This window comes from Virgifigura deserti (assembly GCA_003576685.1).
Classification (GTDB): Bacteria; Pseudomonadota; Alphaproteobacteria; order Dongiales; family Dongiaceae; genus Virgifigura; species Virgifigura deserti.
Window position 1 is genome coordinate 127,270 of sequence record QOZR01000013.1, and the last position, 16,248, is coordinate 143,517.

A 16,248-nucleotide genomic window follows, 5' to 3' on the forward strand; every position below is an offset into this window, starting at 1 on the left:
ACTGGTGCCAGCGAAGAAACTGACTGTCGCCGAGGTCGGCCTGCCCCGCTTCGAGGCCGGCCCGTGCGAAGGCGCTGATATTTTCGGCCTGTCCAGCCACTGGCGCGCGCGCGAGGCGCTCGAGATCGGGCTGTCGATCGACGAGCCGGGCTTCAACGTCTTCGTCCTCGGCGAGGATCGCAGCGGCCGGATGAGCGCGACGGTCGCATTCCTGGAGCAGGCGGTCGCGCGGCGGCCTCAGCCGAACGACTGGGTCTATCTGAACAACTTCCGGCGGCCGCATCGGCCGCGGCCATACCGCCTTCCGGCCGGAGTCGGCCGCCGGTTCCGCGACCGGATGGCCGCGCTGGTTCCGCAGATCCGTGAGGCGTTGGTGCAGGCCTTCGGCAGCGAGGCCGTCCAGAAGCAGATTGGCACCAAGCGAGAGGCGGCGCAGAGCGAGGTAGCGCTGCGCCTCGAAGCCCTGCGGGCAGAGGCAAGCCGGCACGGCCTCGATCTGGCGCAGGCGCCGCAGGGCGGCATGGCCATCGTGGCACGGTCGGACGAAAGCGGCGATACCGCAACGGCGCCGGCGGCGGTCGACGAGGAAGCGCGCCGCCGCATCGCGGAACAGCTCGCCGAGATCAATCGCTGGGCCGCCGCGCGACAGATCGCCTTCACCGAGTGGGCCCGAACATTTGAGCGTGAGATCGCCGAGCAGGCGACCGATGCTCTGCTCGATGCCCTTGTCGGCGAGTTCTCCAGCTATGCCGGCCTTGCCCGCTGGCTCACCGAGATGCGCATCGACATCCTCGACAACCTGGAACGGTTCCGGCCGAAGCCTGATGACCAGTCGGCCGCCACGGCAGAGCCGCCGGAACGGCGCTATGCGGTCAATCTTCTGGTCGATCATTCCGACGATCCGCATCCCAGCGTCGTCGTCGAGGCCAATCCGAGCTACGAGGCCCTGTTCGGCCGGATCGACTATGAGCAGGCGAACGGCGCGCTCAGGACGAATTTCGCCCTGATCCGCGCCGGATCGCTGCACCGGGCCAATGGCGGCGTCCTGGTCCTGCGGGCCGAGGCGCTGGCGAACGACGCCCGGCTCTGGAGTTCTCTCAAGGCGGCTCTGCGCGACCGGGAGATCCGCGTCGAGGAGCCCTATCGCGCCGGCGCGATGCCGATCGCGGGGGCGCCGCGACCGAAACCCATTCCGCTCGACGTCAAGATCGTTATCGTCGGCGCGCCCCGTTGGTACTACACCTTCTTCTCGGCCGATCCCGACTTCCAGATCCATTTCAAAATCAAGGCGGACATCGACACCGACATGGACGCGACGCCGCAGAACCTCGCCTGCTATGCCGCGCTGATCCGCCGCATGGCGGCGGCGCATCAGAACGCGACCTGCGAGGAAGGGGCGCTCCGGCGGCTGCTCGGCATCTCCGCGCGTTGGGCGGCGCGGCGCGACAAGCTGACGGCGCAGTTCGAGCGGCTCGAGGACCTGATCGGCGAAGCCCTGCTGCTCCAGGGCGGCGCCCGTTCCGCCGTCCTCTCGGAACAGGCGGTGATCGACGCGATGAGGGCCCGGCGGCAGCGCAATGCGCGGGTCGAGGACCGGCTGCACGAGAACATCGCCCGCGGGATGGTGATGATCGACACTGTCGGCGCGGTCGTCGGCCAAGTCAACGCGCTGACGGTGCGCGACCTCGGCGACCACGCCTTCGGGGCGCCGACCCGCGTGACGGCGCGGGCCTCGGTCGGTCGGCTCGGCGTGATCAATGTCGAGCGCGACACCACCCTCGGCGGACCGATCCAGCAGAAGGGCGTCATGGTGCTGCAGGGGTTCCTCGCCGGCCATTTCGCCCGGCGTATCCCCTTGTCCTTCAACTGCTCCATCACCTTCGAGCAGAGCTATGGCGGGGTCGAGGGCGATAGCGCCTCGATCGCCGAGCTGCTGGCGATTCTGTCCGATCTCGCAGGCGTGCCGCTGCGCCAGGATCTGGCGATCACCGGCTCGGTCAATCAGCGCGGGCAGGCGCAGGCCGTGGGCGGCATCCACCACAAGATCGAGGGCTTTTTCCGCTGCTGCGTCGACGCCGGCGGGCTGAGCGGAACCCAGGGCGTGGCGATCCCGGCCGCCAACGAAGCCGACCTCATTCTCCGCGACGAGATCACCGAAGCGGTGGCCGCCGGTCGCTTCCACATCTGGAGCATTGCGACTATCGAGGAGGCCATCGAGCTGTTCACCGGCCGCCCGGCCGGAGAGCGTGACGCCGACGGCGGCTATCCGCCGGACTCGGTCTATGGCCGGGTCGCGGCCGAGCTGACGACCTTCGACCGGATTCTCGCCGAACGGATCCAGGTCTGATGCCCCCTCCCCCAGCTTGGCTGGGGGAGGGGGCAACCCGCGGAGCGGGAGGGTGGGGGCCATGCCTCAAACGACACCGATTCCCGTCCGGGCCGGCCTTTTCTAGACCATGCTTTGAATGTCGTTGGAGACAGTCGGGAAGGCCAGGATCGCGCGCTTCAGGTCCCGCGCCGGTAGCCCCGTCCGAATGGCGATCGCGAACAGGTTGATCACCTCCCCGGCCTCCGGCCCGACGAGATGGGCGCCGAGGATCCGATCCGTCTCCGTCTCGATCAGGACCTTGTGGCCGGAGCAGGTTTCGCCGACATGCCGGGCGCTGAAGTAGTCCGGCGTCGGTCGATGATTGACCCGGAACCGCAGCCCGGCCGCGCGCGCCTGAGCCTCGAGATAGCCGACGCCGGCGATCGGCGGGCTGGTGAAGACGACGCTCGGCGTGCCCGTATAGTCCGGCTTCACATGATTCCCTTGCAGCAGGTTGGCCGTGACGACATCGGCATCGAGCGAGGCTACCGGAGTCAAAGGCGCGCCCCTGCCCGTGACGTCGCCGGCGAAATAGACGGCGTCGTTCGACATGCTCTGCAGATAGTCGTTCAGCTTCGGTCCGCGGCCATCGCGCACGACTTCGCCCGCCGCCAGATCGAGCCGATCGAGCTGCGGCGCCCGCCCGGCACTGTGGACGGCGAAATCCGCTTCGAACCGCTGCTCGCCCTCGGTGCCATCGGCATGGACGATCACCCCTCGCGGCGTCTTCTCCACCCGCTTCACCTCATGCTTGACGCGCAGATCGACGCCGATCGCGCGCGTCCGCTCGACGAGCAGACCGACGAGATCGGGATCGAACCGCTCGAGCGGCTGGTCGCCGCGATGCAGGATCGTGGCCTGCGCGCCGGCCCGCGCCGCGAGATGCGCGAACTCGAAGGCGATATACCCGCCGCCGACGAAAATGATCCGGTCCGGCAACGCGTCGAGTTCCAGGAAATCATCGCTGGTGGAAAGGTGCTGGGTCCCGTCGATCGGCAGCGTCACCGGTTCGGCGCCGCTGGCGACGACGATGCGCCGGGCCTCGAGAACGTCGTCGCCGACGCGGACGCTGCGCGGGCCGACGAAGCGGGCCGCCCCATGGAAGCTGTCGATGCCCTGCTCGTCGAAGCTTCTTTCATTCCGTTCCGGCACCGGATCCGTGAAGGAGCGTTTGAACGCTATCAGTTCGGCCCAGTCGATGTGAGCACCTTCGCCGGCGATCCCCTTGCCCCGCAGCCGCGCGACGCTGTCGATGACTGCGGCCGCATGCGCCAGCACCTTCTTCGGCGTACAGCCCCGAAGCGCGCAGGTGCCGCCGAAGGGGCGGCTGTCGACGACAGCGACCCGCCACCCGGCCGCGCGACATTCCCGCGCGATCGGCGAGGCCGCGACGCCGGTTCCGATCACCACGAGGTCGTAAGATCCAACCATTTCACATCCTGTACGCAGCCGGCACGGCACCCCAAGGGCGCACCGCGGCCCTTGCCCTCCTTCCGGTAACACCGCTGAACCTCGGCACGTTCCCGTCCCCGCCCGCCCCTTTTCGGATCCATGATCGATGAATTGTCGCAGGCGGCGGAACTACTTATCGGAAAAAAACCTCGGGCGGAAATCCATCCACCTACCGTATAAGAATTTTTTCCTACGAAACTTTCTGTCGGTTTGTGAGTTCTTGCTACAGGAAGGCAGCGCTCGTCGCTTCCACCTTCCAACTCCAAGATCTGACATGTGCGCCGCAGGTCCGATACTCGGCTTCGCGGCGCATATCTTGGGAACCATCGCTGCATTTTCTTGTTTTCCCTATAGGGAGTCGCGGATGTCGAAGCAGGTACTGGTTACGGGTGGGGCCGGTTTCATCGGATCGCACTTGGCCGACGAACTTCTTCGGAACGGATACCGGGTTCGCGTCCTCGATAATCTGTCGGAGCAAGTCCATGACGGCCATCCCGCACGTCCGGGTTATCTTGCGGATGACGTCGACCTGATGGTCGGCGACATTACCGATCCTGGCGCGGTCGGGCGGGCGCTGGACGGTGTCGACGCGGTGTTCCATTTCGCCTCGATGGTCGGCGTCGGCCAAAGCATGTATCAGATCGCCGACTATGTCGCCGCCAACGATCTCGGGACGGCCGTTCTTCTCGAGCAGCTCGCGGAACAGCCGATCGAGCGGCTGATCGTCGCCTCGTCAATGAGCGTTTATGGCGAGGGGCTGTACCGGACGACTTCCGGCGAGCTTCGCGAAGGACAGGAAAGAAGCTTCGAGCAGCTCAAGGCCGGAGAGTGGGAGCTTCATGACGCCACCGGCGCTCCGCTGACGCCGGTGCCGACGCCGGAGAGCAAGACCCCGTCTCTCGCCTCGATCTACGCCCTGTCGAAATATATGCAGGAACGCGCCTGTCTGATCATCGGGCGCGCCTATTCGATTCCGACCGTCGCGCTGCGCTTCTTCAACGTCTATGGGCCGAGGCAGGCGTTGTCGAACCCCTATACCGGCGTGCTGGCAATCTTCGCCTCGCGGCTGTTGAACGACAACCGCCCCATCGTCTTCGAGGATGGGCGGCAGCGGCGCGACTTCGTGCATGTCCGCGACGTGGCGCGCGCTTGCCGTCTGGCGCTGGAGCGTACGGACGCCGCCGGCCGCGTCTTCAATATCGGCAGCGGGCAAAGCCAGTCGATCCTGGATATCGCGGCGAAGCTGAGTCACCTGCTGGGCCGTCCTCAGCTTACGGCCGACATCAGCGGACGCTATCGCGCCGGCGATATCCGCCACTGCTTCGCCGATCTGTCGACAGCGCGCAGTGGCCTCGGTTTTGAGCCGGAGATCGACCTCGATGAAGGCTTATCCGAGTTGACCGGCTGGCTTCGCCAGCAGGACGCGACGGACCGCTTCGACCAGGCGAACCGCGAACTCGCCTGTAGAGGCCTGGCGGTATGAACGCCGGCGGATCCATCCTGCAGGTCGCGCGGAGGGCGCGGCGGCAACCGTTCCTCGGCGTGGCTGAGCGGTTTCGGCCCGGAGAGCATGATCGCGTCGAAACGGTCGTTGCCGGGCTCAGGCGGCTTGGCATCGGCACCCTGCGCACCAAGCTGTGCTGGGCGGAATACCATCAGCCGGGCGGCAAGGAATGGTATGACTGGCTGCTGACGCGCCTCGCCCACGATGTCGACGTCCTTCCCTGCTTCACCCATCCCGCGCTGTCCTGCGGCGCTCCGTCTCGGGCATTCTCCCGGGCGCAGGAACTCAAGAACTATGTCGACTTCCTCGATCGCATGGTGATTCGGCATGGCGCGCATTTCGAGTGGCTGGAACTGTGGACCGAGCCGGATGGTCGGAACGACTGGAACTGGCATCTCGATCCCGACTCGGCCGCCGTCTGCGATGCCGTCGCCACCGCTGCACGCCGGGTAAAACAGCGCGGCAAGAAGACGATCCTCAGCGGTCTTTGTCCGACTGGCGTGAACTGGCTGCGCCTGACCTGCGAGCGCAGCGTCATCGATCATTGCGACGCCATAGGCATTCATCGCCTCTCCGGCAACGAGGAGACTCAAGCAGGGGCTCCTTGGCAAGGCTGGCAGGAAACGATCGGCGCGATCCGGGGTATTCTCGACCGCTTCGACCTCGATCCGGAAATCTGGATCACCGAGGCCGGTCACGCGATGTCGACGGCCAATGGGGCAGCCAACGGAATGGGTCAAGTCGATAGCCTTCTGGCGGCCCTCGATGCGCCGGTCCGCCGTGTCTATTGGTGCCGCTATCAGGACGCCGATCAGAGGGCGCCGAATGGGGCCGGAAGAAGCGAGGTCGACGAGCGGTGCCATCTTGGCCTGGTCACGGCGAGCGGCGATCCCAAGCTGCTCTCGCGCCTGTTGATGCAGGGTGGAATCGACAACGCGCGCGCGCTGCGACGGCGAGTCACCATTCCGAAGGAGCTTCGGACGTCGCGCCTCGCCCGCGTCGGGTTCGGCCGGAAGCAGGCGGTCATCACGGGTGGTGCCGGCTTCATCGGCATCAACCTTGCCGACCGCCTTGCGCAATCGGGGCAGCAGGTGTTGATCTTCGACAATCTGAGCCGCGCCGGGGTCGAGGAAAACCTAACTTGGCTCATGGAGAAGCATCGCGGCAGAGTATCGGCGGAGATTGCCGACGTCCGCGATGCCGACGCGGCGCGCGATGCGGTGAAGCAAGCCGACTGGCTGTTCCACTTCGCCGCCCAGGTGGCCGTGACGACGAGCCTGTGCGCGCCCGTGGAGGATTTCGAAATCAATGCCCGCGGCACCCTCAATCTGCTCGAGGGGCTGCGTGCCGCCGATCAACCGCCGGGGCTGGTCTACACCTCGACCAACAAGGTTTATGGCGCCTTGAGCGACATCCCGCTGGAATGCCAAGCGCACCGTCACGTTCCGATCGATCCGAATGTGGCGAAGCGAGGTGTGGCTGAAACGCGGGCGCTCGACTTCCACAGCCCTTATGGCTGCTCGAAGGGCGCGGCGGATCAGTATGTCCTCGACTATGCCCGCACCTACGGCCTGCCGGCCGTCGTATTTCGCATGAGCTGCATCTACGGGCCGCATCAACGCGGAACGGAGGATCAGGGCTGGGTCGCCCATTTCCTCATCAAGGCGCTGCAGGGCGGAGACATCACAATCTATGGCGACGGCAAGCAGGTGCGCGACATTCTCTATGTCGAGGATCTGGTGGATGCCATGGTTCTCGCCCAGCACCACATGCCGAAGATCCGGGGGCAGGCCTTCAATATCGGCGGCGGGTCCAAGAACACGACCAGCCTGATCGAGCTGCTCGATCTCATCCGCCGGCTCGGCCCGCTGCAACCGAACGTCACCCACGGCCCGGCGCGGCCCGGAGACCAGCTCTACTACGTCTCCGACATCGGCAAGTTCCACAGCGCGACGGGCTGGGCCCCGACCGTCAACGTGGAGGCCGGTGTGGCCAAGCTGATGACCTGGCTCAGCGAAACCCGCGACGACCGCACGGTCGTGCCGCTGTATGAAAGGAGCGCATCATGAAACACCGGCCATGCTGGAGGCCCTAGGAGTGCAGCGGGTTCTGATGACCGCCGATCCGGTCGGCGGAGTCTGGGACTATGCCCTCGAACTCGCCCGCGGGCTGAGCGATCTGCAGATTTCGACCGTCCTCGCCGTGATGGGCGGTCGCCGATCGGATGCGCAGCGTGCCGCTAGCGAAGCGGTTCCCGGCCTCCTCGTCGAGGAGGGGGACTTCAGGCTGGAATGGATGCGGGATGCGGACATCGATCTGATCGAGGCGGGGCGGTGGCTGCTCGCGCTGGAGGAGACGCATCGCCCCGATATCGTTCACCTGAACAATTACGCGCATGCGACGCTGCCCTGGCGTGCGCCCTGTCTGGTCGTCGCCCACTCCTGCATCGCTTCCTGGTGGTGCGCCGTGAAGCGGTCGCCGCTGCCGCGCGACTTGTCGTCCTATACCGACATGGTCGCGGCGGCCCTGCAGGGCGCAAATGCGGTGGTCGCGCCGAGCCAATCGCTGCTCGCTGCCCTCCAACCGCTTTACGGGCCGTTGCCGGGCGCGCGTGTCATCCATAACGGTCGGTCCGCGGCCGCGTTTCCCGCCTTGGCGAAGGAACCCTTCGTGATCACCGCCGGACGCGCCTGGGACGAGGCCAAGAACATCCGGGCACTTGACGAGATCGCGCCAGCCTTGCCCTGGCCGATTTATCTCGCGGGTGACTGCCGAGGTCCCGACGATGCGGGCTGGCAGCCCTGCAACCTCACCCCTCTCGGCCGCCTGCCAAGCGACGATCTCGCACGCTGGCTCGGCCGCGCCGCGATCTTCGCGCTGCCTGCCCATTACGAGCCCTTCGGGCTGACTGCCCTCGAAGCCGCGCTCGCCGGCTGCGCGCTCGTCCTTGGCGACAACCCGACGATGCGCGAGCTGTGGGAGGGGGCGGCATTGTTCGTGCCGCCCGACGACCGGGCGCAACTCGCGGCGGCGATCCATCAGCTGATCCGCCGCCCCCATCTTCGCGACGCGCTCGGCGCGGCGGCTCGGGCTCGCGCGCACCGCTACAACGCGCCGGCGATGACGCAGGCCTACCGGGGCCTTTATCAGGAAATCATCGCGGATCGGCGTTCGCCGGTCGGCACTCGAGTTGGCGCCCCAGTCGGGGTCGGGGTCGGGGTCGGGGCCGATGCCGGCACTGGCGTCGGCAGTGCCGACATCGTCACACCGGCACTTATCTAGGGCGCCATGCGTTTTGCCCTCTTCTATCACTCCATCGCGTCGGACTGGAATCACGGTAACGCCCATTTTCTTCGCGGCGTCGTTCGCGACCTGCTGCGCCGCGGCCATGAGGTCCGCGTCTACGAGCCGAAGGACGGCTGGAGCCGCGCCAACCTGATCGCCGGGCACGGCACGGCGCCGATCGCGGCGTTCGAGTCACTCTTTCCCGAGATCGTCCGGCATGAATATGCGCTAGCGACACTCGACCTCGACGCGGCACTCGACGGCGTCGACATTGTCCTCGTCCATGAGTGGAACGAGCCAGAACTCGTCGCGGCCTTGGGCCGACGCCGAAAACGCGGCGGACGGTTCCTGCTGTTCTTCCACGATACCCATCACCGATCGGTGACGGCGCCCGAGACCATGGCGGCCTTCGATCTCGACGGCTATGATGGAGTGCTCGCCTTCGGCGAGGTGATCCGCGAAATCTATGTCCGCCATGGCTGGGCGCGCTCAGCCTGGACCTGGCATGAAGCGGCCGATATCAGCCTGTTCCGCCCGATGCCGCGGGAGAAACGCGGCGATCTGGTCTGGATCGGCAATTGGGGCGACGGCGAACGGACCGCCGAGCTCCGCGACTTCCTGCTGTCGCCGGTCGAACGGCTTCGTCTCCGGGCCGAGATCTACGGCGTCCGTTATCCGGACGACGCCATCGCGGCAATCGCCGGGGCGGGCGCGGACTATCGCGGCTGGCTGCCAAACTATGCGGTGCCGGAGGCGTTCGCGCAGTTCCGCGTCACGGTGCACGTCCCGCGACGGCCGTATGTCGAAGCGCTGCCCGGCATCCCGACCATCCGCCTTTTCGAGGCGCTGGCCTGCGGCATCCCGCTGATCTGCGCGCCTTGGCGGGATTCGGAAGGCCTGTTCACGCCGGGCAGCGATTTCCTGCTCGTCGACAGCGGCGAGGACATGACGCGCGCGCTGCGGGATCTGCTGAACGACGATCTCCGCGCCGCGGCACTCGCCCGACAAGGGCGGGAGACGATCCTGCGCCATCACACCTGCACCCATCGCGTCGACGAGCTTCTGGCGATCTGCGCCGCGCTTCGCGAGCCGGCGGTGCAAGCGAACGAACAGCTTCTGGTCGGGGAGACCTAGATGGAGATCGCATTCTTCGGCTCAAGCCTTCTGTCCGCTTACTGGAACGGCGCGGCGACCTATTACCGGGGCGTCATCCGGGCGCTGCATGCGCTCGGCCATCGCACGACCTTCTATGAGCCCGACGCCTTCGATCGCCAGAAGCATCGCGACCTCGACCCGCCGGACTGGGCGCGGGTGGTCGTCTATCAGGCGACCGAGGCGGCGGCGGCGCGGGCGCTCGACGCGGCGCGCGGCGCGGACGTCATTGTCAAGGCGAGCGGCGTCGGCGTGCTAGACGAATGGCTCGAGGCGGCAGTCGCGGCGGCGAAGCGGCCCGACAATCTCGTCCTGTTCTGGGATGTCGACGCGCCGGCGACGCTGGAGCGGATGAGCGTGAATCCGAAGGACCCGTTCCGCGCCCTGGTCCCGGACTACGACCTCGTCCTCACCTATGGTGGCGGCGATCCGGTCGTCGCCGGATATGCGGCGCTGGGCGCGCGCGCCTGCGTGCCGATCTACAACGCCCTCGACCCGACGACGCATTTCCCGGCGCCGCCGGACGATCGCTTCGCCGGCGATCTCGGCTTCCTCGGCAATCGGCTGCCCGATCGTGAGGCGCGGGTCGAGAGCTTCTTCATCCGGACCGCCGAGCGGCTGCCGAATCGCCGCTTCGTCCTCGGCGGCAATGGCTGGCACGATAAGCCGCTGCCGTCCAACGTCCGGGTCCTGGGCCACGTCTATACCGGCGACCACAACGCCTTCAACGCGTCGTCGCTGGCGATCCTGAACATCCATCGCGAAAGCATGGTGCGAAACGGCTACTCCCCGGCGACGCGCCTGTTCGAAGCGGCGGGCGCCGGCGCCTGTCAGATCACCGACCGGTGGGAAGGCATCGAGCTGTTCCTCGAGCCGGAGGTCGAGGTGCTGGTCGCGAGCGACGCCGATGAGGTCGCACAGCATCTGGAACGGCTCTCGCCGGAGCGCGCCCGCCGCATCGGCGTGGCGGCGCAGCGGCGGATCCTGGCCGAGCACACCTATGCGCATCGTGCGAGACAGGTCGAATCGATTCTCGATGGACAGGGGGGTAGCCACAGAGTCGGGGCGGCAGGACTCTCCGGCAGGAGGGCGTCTGCATGAGCGCGCTCTCGATCGTCTTCATCGGTCTGTCGATCACCTCCTCCTGGGGCAACGGCCATGCGACCACCTACCGCAGCCTGATCGGCGCGCTGGCCAAGCGTGGACATGACGTGCTGTTCCTCGAGCGCGACCTGCCCTGGTACGCCGACAGTCGCGATCTGCCGCATCCGCCTTACGGGCGGACATGCCTCTATCGGAATTTGCGGGAACTCGAACGGAGGTTCTCGGCGGCGGTGGCACAAGCGGACCTCGTGGTGGTCGGGTCCTATGTGCCCGAGGGTGTCGAGGTCGGCCGTTGGGTGATCGATACCGCCCGGGGGATCACCGCGTTCTACGATATCGACACGCCGGTCACGGTGGCGAAGCTGGATCGCGGCGACAAGGAGTATCTGAGCGCCGATCAGATCCCGCTCTACGACCTTTATTTATCCTTCACCGGCGGCCCGCTGCTGGCGCGGCTGGCCCATGACTACGGGGCGCGACGGCCGCTGCCGCTCTACTGCTCGGCCGACCCGGACCTGTATTTTCCCGAACCGGTCGAGCGATCCTGGGATCTGGGATATCTCGGAACCTATAGCGCCGATCGCCAGCCCGGCCTGGAGCGGCGGCTGCTGGCCGTCGCACGCCGGCTGCCGGAGCACCGGTTCGCCGTCGCCGGGCCACAATATCCAGACAGCCTGACTTGGCCGCGAAACGTCACCCGCATTGAGCATCTGGCGCCGGGCGAGCATCGGCGGTTCTACAATGCGCAGCGCTTCACCCTGAACCTGACCCGACAGGAGATGGTTCGCGCCGGCTGGTCGCCCAGCGTCCGCCTATTTGAGGCCGCCGCTGCGGGGGCGCCGATCATCAGCGACTGGTGGGAAGGGCTGGACCGGCTGTTCGAGCCCGATCGGGAGATTCTGATCGCCAACGACGCCGACGATGTCGTGCGGTTCCTCACGGAGATCCCGGAGGCCCGTCGCCGGGCAATCGGATTCGCGGCACGACGGCGCGTGCTGTCGGCCCATACGGCGGCGCATCGGACGGCCGAACTCGAGCATTACGTGCGAACCGAGCAAAGCCGGGCGGCGGTCCGAAGCGCGATCGGCCGCGCCCGGACCGCGACGATGGCCGCGAACAAGGCATAGAGCCCGCTCCGGTCAACCTCGCCTTACGAACTTGTTGAACCGGCTGAGGCTGCCGTCGGCCGTCTTGTCCTGATAGAGGAAGGACAGGCGCTGCGCCTCGAACTTTTCAAAGAAGTCGTCCCAGCCGATCGGCTCCAGCTTGTCGTCCTTTTCGTCGTCCTCGAAATCGATTCGCAGCAGTCCGGGATCGTCGCCACCGCCCGTCCCGGCGACGGAAGCCGGCTTGCCGCCGCGCTCTTCCGCCCAATGCTTGATGGTGTCGTGATCCGTCGTCGTTTTCGAATCGGCTGCCATGCCTACCTCCTCCAGCCTAGCCGGCCCCACATTCGTCATATGCCTATAGAACGGTCGAGTGGGTGAAGCGTTCCGGACCTCACTCCTCTTGGCCATGGCGAGCGGGTGGGAAAAACCGCTACAGTAACCATCTATTAACCATGAAATCGTAGGGTTGGGTCTGGAGCGGAGGACCGGAACACGCGCCACCGCGCGATTGGGGTCACGTTCTCGGCAGACGAGTCCGCAGGGCCGCCGGCACCTGCTATGGACATCCCGAATGGGCATCCAGACGATGTCACAAAGAGTGCGCATCCATCCGGCAGCCCCGTCGCTAAAACCTCCAGTCAGGACGACAAACGTGGGCGGCGAAATTCCGACACATTTTGAATCGAAAAGGGGTCGGATGAGGGCCTCCCGAACAGACGCAAGTAGAGCGATGGCAAAGTTTAGAAGCGACGTATCCCCGGGCACTCAGCCCGTATTGACCCGTGAGTCGGTGAAACAGCGGCTCGAAGAGAATCTCCTGCACGGAATGGGAAAGGACCCCGGCGCGGCGCAGGGGCGCGACTGGTTTCTCGCGACGGCCGCCCTGGTCCGCGGGCTTCTCGCGCAGCGGCGGATCGAGACCGCGCGCCGCCACGACTGGCAGGACGGCAAGCGCGTCTACTATCTGTCGATGGAGTTTCTGCTCGGGCGCCTTCTCACCGATGCCTTGCGCAGCCTGGGCCTGCATGACGTCGTTCGTGAGGCGCTCGCCGATGTCGGCCACGATCTCGAGACACTCGCCGACTCCGAATGCGACGCCGCGCTCGGCAATGGCGGTCTCGGCCGCCTTGCCGCCTGCCTGCTCGACAGCATGGCGACCGTCGGGTTGCCGGGCTACGGTTATGGCATTCGCTATGAATACGGCATGTTCCGGCAGCAGATCGAGGACGGCTGGCAGGTGGAGCAGCCGGACGATTGGCTGCGGTTCGGCAATCCCTGGGAGTTTCCGCGCCCGGAGCTGCACTATCCGGTGAGCTTCTACGGCCGCGTCGAGACGGCACGGGATCGCCAGGGGCGCCTCCGCCAGCGCTGGGTCGACACGGAGGATATGCTTGCCGTTGCCCAGGATGTGGCGGTCCCCGGCTTCCGGTCGGAGACGGTGAACACCCTGCGCCTTTGGTCGGCAAAGGCGAAGCGGGAGCTCGACCTGGGGCATTTCAACAATGGCGATCACGCCCGCGCGGTGGAGCACAAGAACCGGTGGGAGAATCTGTCGCGGGTGCTTTACCCGAACGATGTCACCGTCGCCGGCCAGCAGCTTCGCCTGAAGCAGCAATATTTCTTCGTCAGCGCCTCGATCCAGGACATCCTGCGCGAGTTCATGAAGTCCGGCCGTCCCTTTGCCGCACTTCCGGACAAGGTCGCGATCCACATCAACGATACCCATCCGGCGCTCGGCATCGCCGAGTTGATGCGGCTTCTGGTGGACGTCCACCTCCTGGACTGGAGCCAAGCCTGGAGCATCACGCAGCGGACCTTCGCCTACACCAACCACACGCTGATGCCGGAAGCGCTCGAAAGCTGGCCGCTCGCCTTTTTCGAGGAGATGCTGCCCCGCCACCTGCAGATCATCTACGAAATCAATGACCGGTTCCTGAGGGAGGCGGCGCAACGCGCGCCAGACGACCCCGACCTGCCGCGACGCGTTTCGCTGATCGACGAGCGCGGCGAGCGCCGCGTCCGCATGGCGCATCTTGCCTTTATCGGCAGCCATAAAGTGAACGGCGTCTCCGAGGTTCATACCGGGCTGATGAAGGAAACGGTGTTCGCCGATTTCGACCGGCTGTTCCCCGACCGCATCGTGAACGTGACCAACGGCGTCACGCCGCGACGTTGGCTCGATCAGGCCAATCCGGGGCTTGCGCGGTTGATCTCCGGGCACATCGGCCAAGCTTGGAAGACGGAGCTCACGGCCCTCGAAGCCCTCGCGCCGCTAGCCGGGGATTCGGCATTCCGCCGGGACTTCCAGGCGGTGAAGCGCGCCAACAAGGAGAGGCTTGCCGCCTATATCGGCCGGACCTGCGGCATCGAGGTCAATGTCAACTCCCTGTTCGACGTGCAGATCAAGCGGATCCACGAATACAAACGTCAGCTTCTGAACCTGCTGCATGTGGTGACGCTGTATAACCGCCTGCGCAGCGGGCCGGCCGGCGATCTTCAGCCGCGGACCGTGATCCTCGCCGGCAAGGCGGCGCCGGGCTATGCCACGGCCAAGCTGATCATCAAGCTGACCCATGCGGTGGCGAAGGCCGTGAACAGCGACCCGGCCGTCGGGGACCGCCTGAAGCTGGTGTTCGTTCCGAACTACGGCGTCAGCGCGGCCGAGGTGATCATCCCGGCCGCCGACCTGTCCGAGCAGATCTCGACCGCCGGGACCGAGGCATCGGGCACCGGCAATATGAAATTGGCCCTCAACGGCGCCCTCACCATCGGCACGCTCGACGGCGCCAATATCGAGATGCGCGAGGCGGTCGGCGCCGAGAACTTCTTCACTTTCGGCCTGACGGTGGACGACATCGCCGCGCTGCATGCGGCTGGATATGATCCGGTCGCGCGATATCAGCGCGATCCGGAGCTGAAGGCGGCGCTCGATCTGATCGCGGGCGATCACTTCTCGCCGGAGCAGCCCGGCCTATTCCGGCCGATCGTCGAGTCACTGACGCAGGGCGGCGACCGCTATCTGCTCCTTGCCGACTATGCGGCCTATCTCGACTGCCAGCGGTCCGTCGACGCGGTCTATCGCGATCCCGAGGAGTGGACGCGGCGGGCGATCCTGAACGTCGCCCGGATGGGCGGGTTCTCGAGCGACCGCGCGGTGCGCGACTATGCCGAAACGATCTGGGAAGTCGAGCCGGACATCGCCGGCGGGCACTTGCCCGACCCGGCAGAGCACCGGCAAGCCGCATCATCGGAGCGCTGAGCCAGAGACACTCCACCCTATTGGCCGCCCCATCGGCATTGCGGGCGTCGCGCGCAACTTCTTCCCGGCCTTGATTGTTGACTCCGTATCCATCACGGAATCGCGATCAAGGCCGCGGAGGAGCACTTGCCATGCAAACGGAATCCCTGCTGCAGGAGTGGTACTGGAAGAACCGGGTCCTGCTTCTCTTCGCGCCGCGCCGCGAGAGTATTCCCTACCAGCAGCAGGTCGCGGCGCTCGACGGCAATCGCGCCGGCTTGGCCGAGCGCGACGTCATCGTGCTGGAGGCGGTCGGAGATCGCGCCATACCCTTCGGCGGCGGCCTCGGCGAGACGCTCGAGACGGCAAGGCTCCGCGACAGCTTCAACATCGCCCCAGACGAGTTCCAAGTCGTCCTGATCGGCGAGGACGGCACCGAGAAGCTGCGATCGGCCGAGCCCATCGCCACCGACCGGCTGTTCCAGATCATGGACGCCATGCCGACGCGCCAGCGCGAGACGCAGGGCGAGCGCAAGGAATAGATGCTTCCGTCAGGCCGCAGCCGACCCGGATCCGCGGGAAATTTTTCGCGGAAGCGTCCTGATTTTCCGCCATTAAGAAAATATTAACCGTAAGAGTCGAAGTTCGGGGTCTCGCCACGGAGATCCCGCCTCGTGAAGTATGTCCTATTCGTCATGGCCTGCCTGTCCAATGAACCGGGCCAATGCATCGGGGAGCCGATCGATCTTCCCGAGGTGACGAACGCTACGGCCTGCCATCTCGCCAGCCGGCTGCGCATGCATGAATGGGCAGAGGCGCATCCCGACATGCAGATCAAGGAAGCCAAATGCATGGGGCGGCCGCTGACCCTGACCGAGGCGAAGACGGCGTTCTGAAATTTCTCGAATCAGAGGCGAGACGGCGATCGCATCAGCGGACCGTCTCGCAAGCGGGGGGCCCTGCCGCGGCTGAAAGAGCCGCGGCAGGTGCCCGCTTCCTTTAGGACCTGATCTGATCACATTGAACCGATGTGATC

12 protein-coding genes are annotated in these 16,248 nt (G+C 66.1%); 10 read left to right on the top strand and 2 right to left on the bottom strand.

From position 1 onward, the window contains the following. Nucleotides 1–4: 4 nt before the first annotated feature. Complete coding sequence (locus DT069_RS20605; RefSeq protein WP_119462204.1) at nucleotides 5–2,347, top strand: Lon protease family protein; 2,343 nt, start codon at nucleotides 5–7, stop codon at nucleotides 2,345–2,347. A 102-nt stretch (nucleotides 2,348–2,449) separates the two neighbouring features. On the opposite strand, the gene DT069_RS20610 is transcribed toward DT069_RS20605, so the two are convergent. Further along, nucleotides 2,450–3,799 (bottom strand): dihydrolipoyl dehydrogenase family protein, encoded by a 1,350-nt coding sequence (locus DT069_RS20610; protein WP_119462205.1) that lies wholly within the window; start codon nucleotides 3,797–3,799, stop codon nucleotides 2,450–2,452. Nucleotides 3,800–4,184: 385 nt separating this feature from the next. Between DT069_RS20610 and DT069_RS20615 the strand changes: the two genes are divergently transcribed. Genes DT069_RS20615 through DT069_RS20640 form a run of 6 tightly spaced genes read left to right on the top strand, consistent with a single transcriptional unit; the run spans nucleotide 4,185 to nucleotide 11,992 of the window. Continuing rightward, on the top strand, nucleotides 4,185–5,303 hold the full coding sequence (locus tag DT069_RS20615) for an NAD-dependent epimerase/dehydratase family protein (RefSeq protein WP_119462206.1): 1,119 nt from the start codon (nucleotides 4,185–4,187) through the stop codon (nucleotides 5,301–5,303). After that, nucleotides 5,300–7,393 (top strand): NAD-dependent epimerase/dehydratase family protein, encoded by a 2,094-nt coding sequence (locus DT069_RS20620; RefSeq protein ID WP_119462207.1) that lies wholly within the window; start codon nucleotides 5,300–5,302, stop codon nucleotides 7,391–7,393. Before DT069_RS20615 ends, DT069_RS20620 begins: the two co-directional genes overlap by 4 nt. Before the next feature lie 28 nt (nucleotides 7,394–7,421). Continuing rightward, a complete protein-coding gene (locus DT069_RS20625; RefSeq protein ID WP_162913327.1) occupies nucleotides 7,422–8,606 on the top strand; it encodes a glycosyltransferase family 4 protein in 1,185 nt (394 codons plus the stop codon). Between the two features lie 6 nt (nucleotides 8,607–8,612). Then, the gene (locus DT069_RS20630) at nucleotides 8,613–9,743 is read left to right on the top strand and encodes a CgeB family protein (protein WP_119462209.1); all 1,131 of its coding nucleotides are present in this window, start codon (nucleotides 8,613–8,615) and stop codon (nucleotides 9,741–9,743) included. Continuing rightward, entirely contained in the window at nucleotides 9,744–10,862 is a 1,119-nt protein-coding gene (locus DT069_RS20635) for a CgeB family protein (protein ID WP_119462210.1), read from the top strand. After that, nucleotides 10,859–11,992 carry a CgeB family protein gene (locus tag DT069_RS20640; RefSeq protein WP_119462211.1) on the top strand — a complete coding sequence of 378 codons (1,134 nt, stop codon included), beginning with the start codon at nucleotides 10,859–10,861 and terminating at the stop codon, nucleotides 11,990–11,992. Before DT069_RS20635 ends, DT069_RS20640 begins: the two co-directional genes overlap by 4 nt. A 12-nt stretch (nucleotides 11,993–12,004) precedes the next feature. Here the strand turns inward: DT069_RS20640 and DT069_RS20645 are convergent, their stop codons facing one another. Continuing rightward, complete coding sequence (locus DT069_RS20645; RefSeq protein WP_119462212.1) at nucleotides 12,005–12,286, bottom strand: hypothetical protein; 282 nt, start codon at nucleotides 12,284–12,286, stop codon at nucleotides 12,005–12,007. A gap of 418 nt (nucleotides 12,287–12,704) precedes the next feature. Between DT069_RS20645 and DT069_RS20650 the strand changes: the two genes are divergently transcribed. From DT069_RS20650 to DT069_RS20660, 3 genes are all read left to right on the top strand, one after another. Beyond that, entirely contained in the window at nucleotides 12,705–15,233 is a 2,529-nt protein-coding gene (locus tag DT069_RS20650; protein WP_119462213.1) for a glycogen/starch/alpha-glucan phosphorylase, read from the top strand. 131 nt (nucleotides 15,234–15,364) lie between these two features. Then, nucleotides 15,365–15,754, top strand: a complete 390-nt coding sequence (locus tag DT069_RS20655) for a DUF4174 domain-containing protein (protein WP_119462214.1) — start codon at nucleotides 15,365–15,367, stop codon at nucleotides 15,752–15,754. Between the two features lie 132 nt (nucleotides 15,755–15,886). Next, complete coding sequence (locus DT069_RS20660) at nucleotides 15,887–16,108, top strand: hypothetical protein (protein WP_119462215.1); 222 nt, start codon at nucleotides 15,887–15,889, stop codon at nucleotides 16,106–16,108. The last annotated feature ends 140 nt before the right edge of the window (nucleotides 16,109–16,248 follow it).

What these genes read in the sequence shown, in the direction of transcription:
- DT069_RS20640 (WP_119462211.1), top strand. Translation starts at nt 10,859, where the DNA reads ATGAGCGCGCTCTCGATCGTCTTCATCGGTCTGTCGATCACCTCCTCC.
- DT069_RS20610 (WP_119462205.1), bottom strand. Translation starts at nt 3,799, where the DNA reads ATGGTTGGATCTTACGACCTCGTGGTGATCGGAACCGGCGTCGCGGCC.
- DT069_RS20645 (WP_119462212.1), bottom strand. Translation starts at nt 12,286, where the DNA reads ATGGCAGCCGATTCGAAAACGACGACGGATCACGACACCATCAAGCAT.
- DT069_RS20615 (WP_119462206.1), top strand. Translation starts at nt 4,185, where the DNA reads ATGTCGAAGCAGGTACTGGTTACGGGTGGGGCCGGTTTCATCGGATCG.
- DT069_RS20655 (WP_119462214.1), top strand. Translation starts at nt 15,365, where the DNA reads ATGCAAACGGAATCCCTGCTGCAGGAGTGGTACTGGAAGAACCGGGTC.
- DT069_RS20630 (WP_119462209.1), top strand. Translation starts at nt 8,613, where the DNA reads ATGCGTTTTGCCCTCTTCTATCACTCCATCGCGTCGGACTGGAATCAC.
- DT069_RS20620 (WP_119462207.1), top strand. Translation starts at nt 5,300, where the DNA reads ATGAACGCCGGCGGATCCATCCTGCAGGTCGCGCGGAGGGCGCGGCGG.
- DT069_RS20635 (WP_119462210.1), top strand. Translation starts at nt 9,744, where the DNA reads ATGGAGATCGCATTCTTCGGCTCAAGCCTTCTGTCCGCTTACTGGAAC.
- DT069_RS20650 (WP_119462213.1), top strand. Translation starts at nt 12,705, where the DNA reads ATGGCAAAGTTTAGAAGCGACGTATCCCCGGGCACTCAGCCCGTATTG.